Source organism: Escherichia sp. E4742 (assembly GCF_005843885.1).
Taxonomy (GTDB): domain Bacteria; phylum Pseudomonadota; class Gammaproteobacteria; order Enterobacterales; family Enterobacteriaceae; genus Escherichia.
On sequence record NZ_CP040443.1, the window covers coordinates 494,532 to 509,647 of the forward strand.

14 protein-coding genes are annotated in these 15,116 nt (G+C 51.0%); 8 read left to right on the forward strand and 6 right to left on the reverse strand.

Annotated features, from left to right (window positions below; all coding sequences use genetic code 11):
- Positions 1-31 precede the first annotated feature (31 nt).
- Positions 32-1,066: an outer membrane protein assembly factor BamC gene (bamC, locus tag FEM44_RS02415; protein ID WP_130207447.1), complete on the reverse strand. Its 1,035-nt coding sequence runs from the start codon at positions 1,064-1,066 to the stop codon at positions 32-34.
- A gap of 16 nt (positions 1,067-1,082) precedes the next feature.
- Positions 1,083-1,961 (reverse strand): 4-hydroxy-tetrahydrodipicolinate synthase, encoded by an 879-nt coding sequence (dapA, locus tag FEM44_RS02420; protein ID WP_135521576.1) that lies wholly within the window; start codon positions 1,959-1,961, stop codon positions 1,083-1,085.
- A 146-nt stretch (positions 1,962-2,107) separates the two neighbouring features.
- Here dapA and FEM44_RS02425 point away from each other — a divergent pair, with 146 nt between their 5' ends.
- On the forward strand, positions 2,108-2,680 hold the full coding sequence (locus FEM44_RS02425) for a glycine cleavage system transcriptional repressor (protein ID WP_130207451.1): 573 nt from the start codon (positions 2,108-2,110) through the stop codon (positions 2,678-2,680).
- The gene (bcp, locus tag FEM44_RS02430) at positions 2,680-3,150 is read left to right on the forward strand and encodes a thioredoxin-dependent thiol peroxidase (protein ID WP_130207453.1); all 471 of its coding nucleotides are present in this window, start codon (positions 2,680-2,682) and stop codon (positions 3,148-3,150) included. The genes FEM44_RS02425 and bcp overlap by 1 nt, the downstream gene beginning before the upstream one ends.
- Before the next feature lie 108 nt (positions 3,151-3,258).
- Here bcp and FEM44_RS02435 read toward each other — a convergent pair whose 3' ends face one another.
- Positions 3,259-4,320 carry an AI-2E family transporter gene (locus FEM44_RS02435; RefSeq protein WP_130214583.1) on the reverse strand — a complete coding sequence of 354 codons (1,062 nt, stop codon included), beginning with the start codon at positions 4,318-4,320 and terminating at the stop codon, positions 3,259-3,261.
- A gap of 212 nt (positions 4,321-4,532) precedes the next feature.
- Here FEM44_RS02435 and bepA point away from each other — a divergent pair, with 212 nt between their 5' ends.
- The gene (gene bepA, locus FEM44_RS02440) at positions 4,533-5,996 is read left to right on the forward strand and encodes a beta-barrel assembly-enhancing protease (protein WP_135521574.1); all 1,464 of its coding nucleotides are present in this window, start codon (positions 4,533-4,535) and stop codon (positions 5,994-5,996) included.
- A 20-nt stretch (positions 5,997-6,016) separates the two neighbouring features.
- On the forward strand, positions 6,017-6,376 hold the full coding sequence (arsC, locus tag FEM44_RS02445) for an arsenate reductase (glutaredoxin) (RefSeq protein WP_130222014.1): 360 nt from the start codon (positions 6,017-6,019) through the stop codon (positions 6,374-6,376).
- 137 nt (positions 6,377-6,513) lie between these two features.
- Here the strand turns inward: arsC and FEM44_RS02450 are convergent, their stop codons facing one another.
- The 3 genes from FEM44_RS02450 to upp all read right to left on the reverse strand — a co-directional run bounded on the left by FEM44_RS02450 (position 6,514) and on the right by upp (position 9,315).
- Complete coding sequence (locus FEM44_RS02450) at positions 6,514-7,215, reverse strand: DnaA inactivator Hda (RefSeq protein WP_074399451.1); 702 nt, start codon at positions 7,213-7,215, stop codon at positions 6,514-6,516.
- A 95-nt stretch (positions 7,216-7,310) separates the two neighbouring features.
- A complete protein-coding gene (gene uraA / locus FEM44_RS02455; protein WP_135404531.1) occupies positions 7,311-8,600 on the reverse strand; it encodes a uracil permease in 1,290 nt (429 codons plus the stop codon).
- Between the two features lie 88 nt (positions 8,601-8,688).
- Positions 8,689-9,315, reverse strand: a complete 627-nt coding sequence (upp, locus tag FEM44_RS02460) for a uracil phosphoribosyltransferase (RefSeq protein ID WP_130207463.1) — start codon at positions 9,313-9,315, stop codon at positions 8,689-8,691.
- Positions 9,316-9,629: 314 nt separating this feature from the next.
- Between upp and purM the strand changes: the two genes are divergently transcribed.
- The 4 genes from purM (at position 9,630) to ppx (ending at position 15,092) form a co-directional block, all read left to right on the forward strand.
- On the forward strand, positions 9,630-10,667 hold the full coding sequence (purM, locus tag FEM44_RS02465; RefSeq protein ID WP_135521572.1) for a phosphoribosylformylglycinamidine cyclo-ligase: 1,038 nt from the start codon (positions 9,630-9,632) through the stop codon (positions 10,665-10,667).
- Complete coding sequence (gene purN, locus FEM44_RS02470; RefSeq protein ID WP_135521570.1) at positions 10,667-11,308, forward strand: phosphoribosylglycinamide formyltransferase; 642 nt, start codon at positions 10,667-10,669, stop codon at positions 11,306-11,308. Before purM ends, purN begins: the two co-directional genes overlap by 1 nt.
- 172 nt (positions 11,309-11,480) lie before the next feature.
- Positions 11,481-13,547 carry a polyphosphate kinase 1 gene (gene ppk1, locus FEM44_RS02475; protein WP_130207473.1) on the forward strand — a complete coding sequence of 689 codons (2,067 nt, stop codon included), beginning with the start codon at positions 11,481-11,483 and terminating at the stop codon, positions 13,545-13,547.
- A gap of 3 nt (positions 13,548-13,550) precedes the next feature.
- Positions 13,551-15,092: an exopolyphosphatase gene (gene ppx, locus FEM44_RS02480; protein WP_130207475.1), complete on the forward strand. Its 1,542-nt coding sequence runs from the start codon at positions 13,551-13,553 to the stop codon at positions 15,090-15,092.
- Positions 15,093-15,116: the final 24 nt, after the last annotated feature.

Sequence of the window (15,116 nt, forward strand, 5' to 3'; positions counted from 1 at the left end):
AAAAGGGCCGGATGACTCCAGCCCTGTATTTTTACTTGCTAAACGCAGCCTGGAAGACTGATACCAGTGCGTCGTTTTGGCTTTGTGTCAGCGTATGACCTTTTGGATCAATAAACTGTAAGCTGCTGCGGTTATCTAAATCACCGACCTGCAGTTTGTAGTCGCCGGATGCCAGTTCAGGATCACGGGCGCCCAGTTCCTGCCAGTCGCTGTCAGACAGTGGCTTGTAAGTTACGGCCATGCTGCCCTGTGAACGAGTGCTGTCGGTCACTTTCATGCCCACTTTTTCCAGCGCAGCAGGCAGACGTTGCCATACTACGTTGAACGGACCACGCACGACCAGCATCGGTAAACCAGTGTCGTCAGCGCCGCTTTGTACATCCATTGTTGTGGAAGCACGGTTTTGCGCCGCATTAGCCGCGTCAGTGACGGATTTATCCAGGCCAGCGGAAATGACGTTCATCATCTCAGCACTGTAACGCTGCATAGACGCCGCATCTGCAACCGGCTTGCCAGCCTGCTCCAGGTTCAGCAATTTCACCGTTACCGCCTGCTGATAACCCTGCGGTTTAACAGAGATTTGATAACGACCACGATACTGCTCGTCTTCGTCCAGACGGTTCCATTGTACCCAATCGGTGGTCAGCGTCTGACCGGCATCATCGCGTTGGGTAATGGTATAGTTTTTCGCCTGCAGCACGCTAACGACCTGCGGCCACAGAGTATTGCCACGACCATTTTCCACCAGCAGCGAAGCGGTATCGCCCGTAAACTGGGTACGCGCGCCTGAAACCAGCGCCAGCGGCTGGGCTGGTGGACGAATATCTAACGCTTTGCCAACTGCGCCACTACCGTTAGTTACCGGAATCGCATAGTCGCCGGAGGTCACCGGCAAAATCATTCCTGCCGGGGCGTGAAGTTCTGCAAGCGGTGCCGCTTCCAGGTAGGCTTCATCGCCGCTCACCTGACGCTTATAACGTGAGTCCGAACTACAGGCTGCGAGTAAAAGAACAAGCGAAACACCCGCAACCTTCGCCAGGCGCGACTTTTGTACAGAGTAAGCCATCAAATCTCCCTAAACTTTACAGCAAACCGGCATGCTTAAGCGCCGCTCTGACCGTCTCACGACCACTGTCGGTGATTGGCGTCATTGGCAGGCGCAGCGTATCGATCGCCACAAGACCCAGTTCCTTACATGCCCATTTCACAGGGATTGGATTGGGTTCGACAAATAGTTTGTTGTGTAATGGCATCAGACGCTGATTAATAACGCGTGCCTCGGCAAAATGCCCTTCTGCCGCCAGTTTGCACATCTGGGCCATATCTCGCGCTGCGACGTTAGCCGTAACGGAAATTACGCCATGACCGCCTAACTGCATGAAGTCCAGCGCGCTCGCATCATCGCCGCTCAGCAGAACAAAATCGTCTGAAACCAGCTCTTTGATCTGGTTTACCCGCGTTAAGTTCCCTGTTGCTTCTTTGATTCCGACAATATTTTTTACTTTCGCCAGACGGCCCACCGTTTCTGGTAGCAGATCGCAACCAGTACGGGACGGCACATTATACAGAATTTGCGGCAGGTCAGTATGTTCAGCGATGGCTTTGAAATGCTGATACAGACCTTCTTGCGATGGGCGGTTGTAGTAAGGGGTCACCGTCAGGCAGCCGACGACACCGCTGTTGTTGAAACGCTGCGTTAGGTTAATGGCTTCTGTGGTGGCGTTAGCACCGGTTCCGGCAATCACCGGAATGCGCCCATCAGCCAACTCCAGCGTCATCATCACGACATCGACATGCTCGTCATGGTTCAGAGTGGCGGACTCACCAGTAGTACCAACAGAAACGATCGCCGAAGTACCGCTGGCGACATGATAATCAATCAGTTTTTTTAAGCTAGCCCGACAGACATTACCTTTTTCATCCATCGGAGTAACAATCGCGACAATACTTCCCGTGAACATGGGCCATCCTCTGTGCAAACAAGTGTCTCAATGGTACGTTTGGTATGGCATTAAAAGCAAGCAAACAGAACCGTTCTGATTGTTGTATGCATGTTTTTTTTATGCTTTCCTTAGGAACATCTCACCCCCTTAAAGGAATAACCAGTTTGACACTGTCATCGCAACATTATCTGGTGATCACTGCGCTGGGTGCCGATCGCCCAGGAATTGTGAATACCATCACCCGTCATGTCAGTAGTTGCGGCTGTAATATCGAAGACAGTCGCCTGGCGATGTTGGGAGAAGAGTTCACGTTTATCATGCTGCTTTCCGGTTCATGGAACGCCATCACCTTGATTGAATCAACGTTACCGTTGAAAGGCGCCGAGCTGGATCTTTTAATCGTGATGAAACGAACGACCGCTCGCCCACGTCCACCGATGCCCGCATCTGTCTGGGTTCAGGTCGATGTGGCGGACTCCCCGCATTTAATTGAGCGCTTCACAGCACTTTTCGACGCGCACCATATGAACATTGCAGAACTGGTGTCACGCACGCAACCTGCTGAAAATGAAAGGGCTGCGCAGCTACATATTCAGATCACCGCCCACAGCCCGGCGTCTGCGGACTCAGCAAATATTGAGCAAGCGTTCAAAGCACTATGTACAGAACTCAATGCGCAAGGCAGTATTAACGTCGTCAACTATTCCCAACATGATGAACAGGATGGAGTTAATTAATGAATCCACTGAAAGCCGGTGACATCGCACCGAAATTTAGCTTGCCGGACCAAGACGGAGAACAAGTTAATTTGACCGACTTCCAGGGACAGCGTGTTCTGGTTTATTTCTACCCGAAAGCCATGACCCCCGGCTGTACCGTACAGGCCTGCGGCTTACGCGATAACATGGAAGAGTTAAAAAAAGCGGGCGTTGATGTGCTCGGTATCAGCACCGATAAACCTGAAAAACTTTCCCGTTTCGCAGATAAAGAACTGCTTAACTTTACGCTTCTGTCCGATGAAGACCACCAGGTATGCGAACAATTCGGCGTCTGGGGCGAGAAGTCTTTCATGGGCAAAACCTACGATGGTATTCACCGTATCAGCTTCCTGATCGATGCCAACGGCAAAATCGAACACGTATTTGACGATTTCAAAACCAGCAATCACCACGACGTAGTGCTTAACTGGCTAAAAGAACACGCCTGATTACTTTGCTCCATTCCGTGCTGGCTGCGCTTGCGGCCAGCACATTTCACATCCGGTGATGTAAATCACGCCCTGCGACACTCGTTTCAAAGCCCTTTTCGCTGAAGATTACTCTTGCGGGATTTGACCATCCGGCCAGGCATGGATTACTGCTTTGATTAGCGTTGCCAGTGGGATAGCGAAGAATACGCCCCAGAATCCCCACAGCCCGCCGAAAATCACCACCGATAAAATAATCACCAACGGATGCAGGTTCACGGCTTCAGAGAACAACACCGGTACGAGTAAGTTACCGTCCAGCGCCTGGATAATCAGATACACCGCGAAGCAGCTCCAGAACTCGGTGCCAGCGCCAAACTGGAATAGCGCCACGCCGACCACCGGAATGGTCACCACGAATGCGCCAATGTACGGAATAAGCACCGAGAAACCGACCAGCACCGCCAGCAGCAGCGAATAGTTCAGCCCGAAGAGTAAGAATCCCAGCCAGGTGGCGATCCCCACCACGATCATCTCCAGTACCTTGCCACGGATGTAGTTGGTGATTTGCTGGTTCATCTCCTTCCACACCTGCCCTGCCAGTCCACGGTTGCGCGGCAGCACCCGACGAACGGCATTCAGCATTTGCTCTTTGTCTTTCAGCAGGAAGAAGACCATCAATGGCACCAGCACCAGATAGACGGCAATGGTCAGCAAACCGACCAGCGAGGCGAGGGAGATTTTCACCACTGAATCGCCCATGGTAAGCATCCGGCTACGCATATTGTCAGCCATCGCATCAATAATGCCCGCGTCCATCAACGCCGGATAGCGGCGCGGCAACGTGGCGGCAAAATCAGAAAGCTTATTGAGCATGCCCGGCATATCGCGGATTAAATAAATGCCCTGTTGCCAGGCGATAGGCATGACCACAAATGCCATCAGTAGCAGGATGCCAACAAACAGGACCAGCACAATCGACGTCGCCCAACGGCGGGAACAGCCAATAGATTGCAGGCGCACAGTGGGCCATTCCAGCAAATAGGCCAGCACAATAGCCACCAGCAACGGCGCGAGTAATCCACTAAAGAAAAAGATAATGCCAAAACCGGCAACTAAAATAACCAGCAAGGCAATCGCTTCCGGGTCGCTAAAACGGCGGCGATACCATTGCATCAACATTTCGAGCATAAAGACCTTCCCTGAACCTCAAGAGGGGGATTGCGATCCGCAATTGTATCGAAATGTCACAAAAAAGACTTCGCTTTTTATGACGGATTAAGGAAACTGAAAAGCCATTTGAGTGGGCTAGTCTTCACCGTTACACTCAAAGGCGGCGCGGTGGGAACGATATTTCACAGTATCGGTCAAATGACTATCTCCAGAAATACAGGACAGAGGTTATGTTCAGGCAGTTGAAAAAAAACCTGGTTGCTACCCTCATTGCTGCTGTGACCCTCGGTCAGGTAGCCCCGGCGTTTGCCGACAGCGCAGACACCTTGCCGGATATGGGAACCTCCGCAGGAAGCACACTTTCCATTGGTCAGGAAATGCAGATGGGCGACTATTATGTTCGCCAGTTACGCGGCAGCGCGCCGTTAATTAATGATCCGCTATTAACGCAATACATTAACTCGCTGGGGATGCGTCTGGTTTCGCATGCCAATTCAGTTAAGACGCCATTCCATTTCTTTCTGATCAATAACGACGAAATTAACGCCTTTGCTTTCTTTGGCGGCAACGTAGTGCTGCATTCAGCCCTGTTCCGTTATTCCGATAACGAAAGCCAACTGGCTTCGGTTATGGCGCATGAAATCTCCCACGTCACCCAGCGCCACCTGGCGCGAGCGATGGAAGATCAGCAACGTAGCGCACCACTCACCTGGGTCGGGGCGTTAGGTTCTATTTTACTGGCGATGGCCAGCCCGCAGGCGGGAATGGCAGCGCTGACCGGTACGCTGGCGGGAACACGCCAGGGGATGATCAGCTTCACCCAGCAAAACGAACAGGAAGCAGACCGCATTGGGATTCAGGTGCTGCAACGCTCGGGGTTCGATCCGCAGGCGATGCCGACCTTCCTCGAAAAATTGCTCGATCAGGCGCGTTACTCTTCGCGTCCGCCGGAAATTTTGCTGACTCACCCGTTGCCGGAAAGCCGTCTGGCTGATGCTCGTAACCGTGCTAATCAGATGCGCCCGATGGTGGTGCAGTCGTCGGAGGATTTCTATCTGGCGAAAGCGCGCACACTGGGGATGTACAATTCCGGACGTAATCAGCTCACCAGTGATTTGCTGGATGAATGGGCGAAAGGTAACGTTCGTCAGCAACGGGCGGCGCAATATGGTCGTGCTTTACAGGCGATGGAAGCCAATAAATTCGATGAAGCACGGAAAACGCTTCAGCCATTATTAGCGGCAGAACCGGCTAATGCATGGTTTCTCGATCTGGCAACCGATATTGACCTTGGGCAACACAAAGCCAATGACGCGATCAATAGGCTGAAAAATGCCCGCGATTTACGCACCAGTCCGGTGTTGCAGCTCAACCTGGCAAACGCGTATCTGCAAGGCGGTCAACCGCAGGAAGCGGCCAATATTCTGAATCGCTATACTTTTAATAATAAAGATGACAGCAATGGCTGGGATTTGCTGGCACAGGCGGAGGCCGCGCTAAATAACCGCGATCAGGAACTGGCAGCGCGAGCAGAAGGTTATGCGCTGGCCGGGCGACTCGACCAGGCCATTTCTCTGTTAAGTAGCGCAAGTTCGCAGGTGAAATTAGGCAGCCTACAACAAGCGCGTTACGATGCGCGCATCGACCAGTTGCGCCAGTTGCAGGAACGCTTTAAGCCTTATACCAAGATGTAATTCGCATTAAAGGAAGAACAATGACCAAACAGGTAAAAATCTACCACAACCCACGCTGCTCAAAGAGCCGTGAAACGCTGAACCTGCTGAAAGAAAATGGTGTAGAGCCGGAAGTAGTGCTCTATCTTGAGACACCCGCCGATGCGGCAACGCTACGTAATTTGCTGAAAATGTTGGGTATGAATAGCGCCCGTGAACTGATGCGCCAGAAAGAGGATCTTTATAAAGAGCTGAATCTTGCAGACAGTTCGCTTAGCGAAGAAGTGCTGATTCAGGCGATGGTGGATAATCCGAAGCTGATGGAACGCCCGATTGTGGTCGTGAATGGCAAAGCGCGTATTGGTCGCCCGCCGGAGCAAGTGCTGGAAATCGTTGGTTAAGATGTACCCCTTCGGTAGCTAAGGCATATTGCCGGATGCGACGCTTGCCGCGTCTTATCCGGCCTACAAATACAATGAACTTGATTCGAGTAGGTCGGATAAGGCGCTCGCGCCGCATCCGACAATAAACGTCCTGTCTACAGCTTCAGGATCTCTTTCACAAACGGAATGGTCAACTTACGTTGTGCCGTAATCGATGCGCGATCCAGCTGATCCAACGTCATAAATAGCGTGCGCATCTCTCTGTCGAGCCGCTTCAGCAAGAAACGTCCCACATCTTCCGGCAGTTCAAAACCACGCAAACGGGCGCGTAACTGTAATGCCTGCAATTTGTCTTCATCAGAAAGTGGCTGCAACTTGTAGATTTGCCCCCAGTCGAGACGTGACGCAAGATCCGGTAACCCCAGATTCAACTGACGAGGTGGACGATCACCAGTGATCAGCAACCGTGTTTTACCTGACTCCAGAATCCGATTGTAGAGATCGAAAATCGCCATCTCCCACAACTCATCGCCAGCAATACACTCAATATTGTCGATGCAAACCAGCGACAGTTGTTCCATACCATCGAGCACTTCCGGAACAAACCAGGTGCGTTTATCCAGCGGGACATAACCTACCGCATCGCCACGCTGCGACAATTCCGCGCAAGCCGCGTGCAGCAGATGGCTGCGCCCCGCGCCTTCGCGTGCCCAGAGATAGATGTAACCGCTATGTTCCTGACGCAGCACGTTTTTCATCGCGGCCAGTAAAGAGGAGTTATCCCCCGGCCAGAAACTTGCAAAGGTTTCGTCGTCAGGAAGATAAAGTGGCAAAGAGAGCTGTGCCGGTGTGTTCAGAGATACCTCAACCAGGGATTTCACAAAATCACGAGAAGTTTACCACAGAATTCCATCATGTTTGAACCGGGCAGCATTACTGCCCGGCCGCGACATTATTTTTCTGTTATATCGGCGTCTTCTGCATCCAACACCACTTCTTCCGGACGGAGCACGCTAATCAATTTAAAGATCAGACTTAAGCCAATGCCGACGATGGTCGCCAACGCCATACCTTTCAGCTCTGCCGCACCGATGTTTACCTTCGCGCCGCTGACGCCGATGATCAGGATCACGGAAGTCAGGATCAAGTTCTGTGCTTTGTTGTAGTCCACTTTCGATTCAATAAGTACACGAATACCAGAAGCGCCGATGACACCGTAAAGCAGCAGCGAAACGCCGCCCATCACCGGCAGTGGGATCATCTGGATAGCAGCAGCCAGTTTACCAACACAGGAGAGCAGAATGGCGAAGATCGCCGCACCACCGATTACCCAGGTACTGTAGACGCGGGTGATCGCCATAACGCCGATGTTTTCCCCGTAAGTGGTGTTTGGCGTGGAACCAAAGAACCCGGAGATAACGGTCGACAGGCCGTTAGCGAACATGGAACGGTGCAGGCCCGGATCGCGCAGCAGATCTTTTTTCACGATGTTAGCCGTTACCACCAGATGCCCCACGTGTTCGGCAATAACCACCAGCGCCGCAGGCAGAATGGTCAAAATGGCAAACCACTCAAAGCGCGGCGTGTAAAAGGTCGGCAGAGCAAACCAGTGAGCGTTAATAATCGGCGTGGTATCGACAATACCCATTGCGAAGGAGAGCGCGTACCCCACCAACACGCCAATCAAAATCGGGATAATCGCCAGGAAACCGCGGAACAGAACGGAACCTAAAACCGTAACCGCAAGGGTAGTAATGGAGATAATGATGGTTTTGGAATCTGGCGTTTGCCCTTCAGCCGGGAGTAAGCCAGCCATGCCAGCGGCCACGCCCGCCAGCTCCAGACCGATGACAGCAACGATTGCCCCCATTGCCGCTGGAGGAAACAGCACATCCAGCCAGCCAGTCCCTGCTTTCTTCACAATAAAAGAAACCAGACAGAACAGCACGCCGCACATAATAAAGCCGCCCAGCGCGACTTCATAACCCAACGGCAACAGCAATAACACCGGAGAAATAAAGGCAAAGCTCGAACCAAGATAAGCCGGGATTTTCCCTTTACAGATGAAGAGATACAGCAGCGTTCCGATACCGTTAAATAACAGTACGGTCGCCGGGTTGATATGAAATAAGACGGGCACCAGGACGGTTGCACCAAACATGGCGAACAAATGTTGTAAACTAAGCGGGATTGTCTGTAAAAGTGGCGGTCTTTCACTCACCCCGATAGCACGGCGCGTCATAGTATTATCCTCTGTATATTATGTGTTATAGGCGCTTTACTCAAAAAAAAGCCGACTCTTAAAGTCGGCTTTAATTATTTTTTATTCGTTATTTCGTACCAAAGATTTTATCACCAGCATCGCCGAGGCCCGGGATAATGTATCCGTGCTCATTCAGCCCCTGGTCAATCGATGCGGTATACAGCTCGACGTCCGGATGCGCTTTTTCCAGCGCAGCGATACCTTCTGGCGCAGCCACCAGCACCAGCACTTTAATGCTGCTGCAGCCCGCTTTTTTCAGCAGGTCGATGGTCGCGATAACGGAACCACCGGTTGCCAACATTGGGTCAACGATCAGCGCCATACGCTCATCGATGTTAGAAACCAGTTTCTGGAAGTACGGTACCGGCTCCAGTGTTTCTTCATCACGGTACATACCGACTACGCTGATGCGCGCGCTCGGAACGTTTTCCAGAACACCGTCCATCATCCCCAGACCCGCACGCAGAATTGGCACCACGGTAATTTTCTTACCTTTGATCTGGTCGATTTCTACCGGGCCGTTCCAGCCTTCGATAGTGACTTTTTCCGTTTCAAGGTCGGCGGTCGCTTCGTAAGTCAGCAGGCTACCCACTTCGGAAGCGAGTTCGCGAAAGCGCTTGGTGCTGATATCTTGCTCACGCATCAGTCCCAGCTTGTGTTTGACGAGTGGGTGTTTGACTTCCACGATCTTCATACTCTTTCTCCTTTGAGGGCAGCCACAAAAAAAATCGACGGATTATACCGCCTTTTTTTAAGGCGGCAATATAATTTTCGTTGACTTTAGGCAAACCAACAACTGTTTGATAAAAAAATCACTTCACATTCAAATGGTTATTTATTTCCATTATCTCACAATACAATCATTCAATACGTTTATTTATGCGCTACTACGCTGCCTGGTAGGCAGAAAAAGGTTATGTAAAGCAGTCTCGCAAACGTTTGCTTTCCCTGTTAGAATTGCGCCGAATTTTATTTTTCTACCGCAAGTAACGCGTGGGGACCCAAGCAGTGACCGATAAAACCTCTCTTAGCTACAAAGATGCCGGTGTTGATATTGACGCGGGTAATGCTCTGGTTGGAAGAATCAAAGGCGTAGTGAAGAAAACGCGTCGTCCGGAAGTCATGGGCGGTCTGGGCGGCTTCGGTGCGCTGTGTGCATTGCCGCAAAAATATCGTGAACCTGTGCTGGTTTCCGGCACTGACGGTGTAGGCACCAAACTGCGTCTGGCGATGGACTTAAAACGTCACGACACCATTGGTATTGATCTGGTCGCCATGTGCGTTAATGACCTGGTGGTGCAAGGCGCAGAACCGCTGTTTTTCCTCGACTATTACGCAACCGGAAAACTGGATGTTGATACCGCTTCAGCGGTGATTAGCGGCATCGCGGAAGGTTGCCTGCAATCGGGCTGTTCACTGGTGGGTGGCGAAACGGCAGAAATGCCGGGGATGTATCACGGCGAAGATTACGATGTCGCTGGTTTCTGTGTTGGGGTGGTAGAAAAATCAGAAATCATCGATGGTTCTAAAGTTAGCGACGGCGATGTGCTTATTGCGCTCGGCTCCAGCGGCCCGCACTCGAACGGTTACTCGCTGGTACGCAAAATTCTCGAAGTCAGCGGTTGCGACCCGCAAACTACAGAGCTGGACGGAAAACCTTTAGCCGATCATCTGCTGGCGCCAACCCGTATTTATGTGAAGTCAGTGCTGGAATTGATTGAAAAGGTTGATGTTCACGCCATTGCGCACCTGACCGGCGGCGGTTTCTGGGAAAACATTCCTCGCGTATTACCTGAAAACACTCAGGCAGTGATTGATGAATCCTCCTGGCAGTGGCCGGCAGTGTTCAACTGGCTGCAAACAGCAGGTAACGTCAGCCGCCATGAAATGTATCGTACCTTCAACTGCGGCGTCGGGATGGTTATCGCCCTACCTGCTCCGGAAGTGGACAAAGCTCTCGCCCTGCTCAATGCCAACGGTGAAAACGCGTGGAAAATCGGTATCATCAAAGCTTCTGATTCCGAACAACGCGTGGTTATCGAATAATGAATATTGTGGTGCTTATTTCCGGCAACGGAAGTAATTTGCAGGCAATTATTGATGCCTGCAAAACCAACAAAATTAAAGGCACCCTACGGGCAGTTTTCAGCAATAAGGCCGACGCGTTCGGCCTTGAGCGCGCCCGCACAGCAGGGATCGCAACGCATACGCTTATTGCCAGTCAATTTGACAGTCGAGAAGACTATGATCGGGAATTGATGCACGAAATCGACGTGTACGCACCCGATGTTGTAGTTCTGGCCGGTTTTATGCGCATTCTCAGCCCAGCGTTTGTTTCCCACTACGCCGGGCGTTTGTTGAACATTCACCCTTCCCTGCTACCGAAATATCCCGGTTTGCATACCCATCGTCAGGCGCTGGAAAATGGCGATGAAGAACACGGTACATCAGTGCATTTCGTCACCGATGAGCTGGACGGCGGCCCGGTGATTTTGCAGGCTAAAGTTCCGGTTTTTGCCGGTGATACGGAAGATGAAATCACCGCTCGCGTGCAAACTCAGGAACATGCTATTTACCCGTTGGTCATTAGCTGGTTTGTTGATGGTCGTCTGAAGATGCATGAAAACGCCGCGTGGCTGGATGATCAGCGTCTTCCACCGCAGGGCTACGCCGCCGACGACGAGTAATCTTACGCATATTTAAAGCGCCAGCGCTACTGCTGGCCCTTCTCATTTATCCTGTAAATCGCAGGCTTCAGCAGTTTTTTTCCCCCTTTTCTGGCATAGTTGGACATCTGCCAACATTGCTCGCCATAATATCCAGGCAGTGTCCCGTGAATAAAACGGAGTAAAAGTGGTAATGGGTCAGGAAAAGCTATACATCGAGAAAGAGCTCAGTTGGTTATCGTTCAATGAACGCGTGCTTCAGGAAGCGGCGGACAAATCTAACCCGCTGATTGAAAGGATGCGTTTTCTTGGGATCTATTCCAATAACCTTGATGAGTTCTATAAAGTTCGCTTCGCTGAACTGAAGCGACGTATCATTATTAGCGAAGAACAAGGTTCTAACTCTCATTCCCGCCATTTGCTGGGCAAAATTCAATCCCGCGTGCTGAAAGCCGATCAGGAATTTGACGGCCTTTACAATGAACTGCTACTGGAGATGGCGCGTAACCAGATCTTCCTGATTAATGAACGCCAACTCTCCGTTAATCAACAAAACTGGCTGCGTCATTATTTTAAGCAGTATCTGCGCCAGCATATTACGCCGATTTTAATCAATCCTGACACTGACTTAGTGCAGTTTCTGAAAGATGATTATACCTATCTGGCGGTGGAAATTATTCGTGGCGATACAATCCGTTACGCGCTACTGGAGATCCCATCGGATAAAGTTCCGCGCTTTGTGAATTTGCCGCCGGAAGCACCGCGTCGACGCAAACCAATGATTTTATTGGATAATATCCTGCGTTACTGCCTTGATGATATCTTCAAAGGCTTCTTTGATTATGACGCGCTGAACGCTTATTCGATGAAGATGACCCGCGACGCCGAATACGATTTAGTACACGAGATGGAGGCCAGCCTGATGGAGCTGATGTCTTCCAGTCTGAAGCAGCGTCTAACCGCAGAACCCGTACGTTTTGTTTATCAGCGTGATATGCCTAACGCGCTGGTTGAAGTATTGCGTGAAAAACTGACTATTTCCCGTTACGACTCTATCGTCCCTGGCGGCCGTTACCACAATTTCAAAGACTTTATTAATTTCCCTAATGTCGGCAAAGCGAATCTGGTTAACAAACCACTGCCGCGTTTACGCCATATCTGGTTTGATAAAGCCCAGTTCCGCAACGGTTTTGATGCCATTCGCGAACGCGATGTTCTGCTCTATTACCCTTATCACACCTTTGAGCACGTACTGGAACTGTTGCGTCAGGCCTCGTTCGATCCGAGCGTGCTGGCGATTAAAATCAACATTTACCGTGTGGCAAAAGATTCACGCATCATCGACTCGATGATCCACGCTGCGCACAACGGCAAGAAAGTGACCGTGGTGGTTGAGCTACAGGCACGTTTTGACGAAGAAGCTAACATTCATTGGGCGAAGCGACTAACCGAAGCTGGCGTGCACGTTATCTTCTCTGCGCCGGGGCTGAAAATTCACGCCAAACTGTTCCTGATTTCACGTAAAGAAAACGGTGAAGTCGTGCGTTACGCGCATATTGGGACCGGGAACTTTAACGAAAAAACCGCACGTCTTTATACCGACTATTCGCTGCTGACCGCCGATGCGCGCATCACCAACGAAGTGCGGCGGGTGTTCAACTTTATTGAAAACCCATACCGTCCGGTGACATTTGATTATTTAATGGTGTCGCCGCAAAACTCCCGCCGTCTGTTGTATGAAATGGTGGATCGCGAGATCGCCAACGCACAACAAGGGCTGCCCAGCGGTATTACTCTGAAACTGAATAACCTGGTCGATAAAGGACTGGTCGATCGTCTGTATGCGGCATCCAGTTCCGGCGTGCCGGTAAATCTGCTGGTACGCGGGATGTGTTCGCTGATCCCCAATCTGGAAGGCATTAGCGACAATATTCGTGCTATCAGCATTGTTGACCGTTACCTTGAACATGATCGGGTATATATTTTTGAAAATGGTGGCGATAAAAAGGTTTACCTTTCTTCCGCCGACTGGATGACGCGCAACATTGATTATCGTATTGAAGTGGCTACGCCGCTGCTCGACCCGCGGCTGAAGCAGCGGGTACTGGATATCGTAGATATTCTGTTCAGCGATACGGTGAAAGCACGTTATATCGATAAAGAACTCAGTAATCGCTACGTTCCCCGCGGTAATCGCCGGAAAGTTCGGGCGCAGTTGGCGATCTACGACTACATAAAATCACTCGAACAACCAGAATAACCTATGCCAATACACGACAAATCCCCTCGCCCGCAGGAGTTTGCTGCGGTCGATCTTGGTTCAAACAGTTTCCACATGGTTATTGCCCGTGTGGTGGATGGCGCCATGCAGATTATTGGCCGCCTGAAACAACGGGTACACCTGGCAGATGGTCTGGGGCCAGATAATATGTTGAGTGAGGAGGCGATGACGCGCGGTTTAAGCTGTCTGTCGCTGTTTGCCGAACGCTTGCAAGGTTTCTCTCCCTCTAGTGTCTGCATTGTCGGGACACATACACTGCGTCAGGCGCTGAACGCTACTGATTTTCTGAAACGCGCCGAAAAGGTTATTCCCTATCCGATTGAAATTATTTCCGGCAACGAAGAAGCTCGTCTGATTTTTATGGGTGTGGAACATACCCAGCCGGAAAAAGGTCGCAAACTGGTTATTGATATTGGCGGCGGCTCAACGGAGTTGGTAATTGGAGAAAATTTCGAACCGATTCTCGTCGAAAGCCGCCGGATGGGTTGCGTTAGCTTTGCCCAGCTTTATTTTCCGGGCGGGGTCATCAATAAAGAGAATTTTCAGCGCGCACGCATGGCGGCTGCACAAAAACTGGAAACATTAACCTGGCAATTCCGTATTCAGGGCTGGAACGTTGCAATGGGGGCTTCCGGCACCATTAAAGCCGCCCATGAAGTGTTGCTGGAAATGGGCGAGAAAGACGGCATCATTACACCAGAGCGCCTCGATAAACTGGTGAAAGAAGTATTGCGTCATCGTAATTTCTCGGCGTTAAGTTTGCCGGGTCTGTCGGAAGAACGGAAAACGGTTTTTGTTCCTGGTCTGGCTATTTTGTGCGGTGTATTTGATGCATTAGCCATTCGTGAACTGCGGCTTTCTGACGGGGCGCTGCGAGAAGGCGTTTTGTATGAAATGGAAGGGCGTTTCCGCCATCAGGATGTGCGTAGCCGCACCGCCAGCAGCCTGGCCAACCAGTATCACATTGACAGTGAACAGGCCCGACGGGTGCTCGACACTACCATGCAAATGTACGAGCAATGGCGGGAGCAGCAACCGAAGTTGGCACATCCACAACTAGAAGCATTACTGCGCTGGGCCGCCATGCTGCATGAAGTCGGATTAAGCATTAATCATAGTGGCCTTCATCGCCATTCGGCGTATATCCTGCAAAACAGCGACTTGCCAGGATTTAATCAGGAACAACAACTGATGATGGCGACGCTGGTGCGTTATCATCGTAAAGCGATTAAGCTCGACGATCTGCCGCGCTTTACGCTGTTTAAGAAAAAACAGTTCCTGCCGTTAATTCAGCTGTTGCGCCTTGGCGTATTACTTAATAATCAACGTCAGGCAACCACGACACCGCCGACATTAACTCTGATTACTGATGACAGCCACTGGACGCTACGTTTTCCACATGACTGGTTTAGCCAGAACGCGCTGGTATTGCTTGATCTGGAAAAGGAGCAAGAATACTGGGAAGGCGTGAGTGGCTGGCGGTTAAAAATTGAAGAAGAAAGCACGCCGGAAATCGCGGCTTAATATGAAATGAAAACGGGCCAACCT

Coding starts and splice junctions, on each gene's coding strand:
- arsC (WP_130222014.1), top strand. CDS start 6,017: ATGACCAAACAGGTAAAAATCTACCACAACCCACGCTGCTCAAAGAGC.
- ppk1 (WP_130207473.1), top strand. CDS start 11,481: ATGGGTCAGGAAAAGCTATACATCGAGAAAGAGCTCAGTTGGTTATCG.
- upp (WP_130207463.1), bottom strand. CDS start 9,315: ATGAAGATCGTGGAAGTCAAACACCCACTCGTCAAACACAAGCTGGGA.
- ppx (WP_130207475.1), top strand. CDS start 13,551: ATGCCAATACACGACAAATCCCCTCGCCCGCAGGAGTTTGCTGCGGTC.
- uraA (WP_135404531.1), bottom strand. CDS start 8,600: ATGACGCGCCGTGCTATCGGGGTGAGTGAAAGACCGCCACTTTTACAG.
- bamC (WP_130207447.1), bottom strand. CDS start 1,066: ATGGCTTACTCTGTACAAAAGTCGCGCCTGGCGAAGGTTGCGGGTGTT.
- bepA (WP_135521574.1), top strand. CDS start 4,533: ATGTTCAGGCAGTTGAAAAAAAACCTGGTTGCTACCCTCATTGCTGCT.
- purN (WP_135521570.1), top strand. CDS start 10,667: ATGAATATTGTGGTGCTTATTTCCGGCAACGGAAGTAATTTGCAGGCA.
- bcp (WP_130207453.1), top strand. CDS start 2,680: ATGAATCCACTGAAAGCCGGTGACATCGCACCGAAATTTAGCTTGCCG.
- FEM44_RS02435 (WP_130214583.1), bottom strand. CDS start 4,320: ATGCTCGAAATGTTGATGCAATGGTATCGCCGCCGTTTTAGCGACCCG.
- dapA (WP_135521576.1), bottom strand. CDS start 1,961: ATGTTCACGGGAAGTATTGTCGCGATTGTTACTCCGATGGATGAAAAA.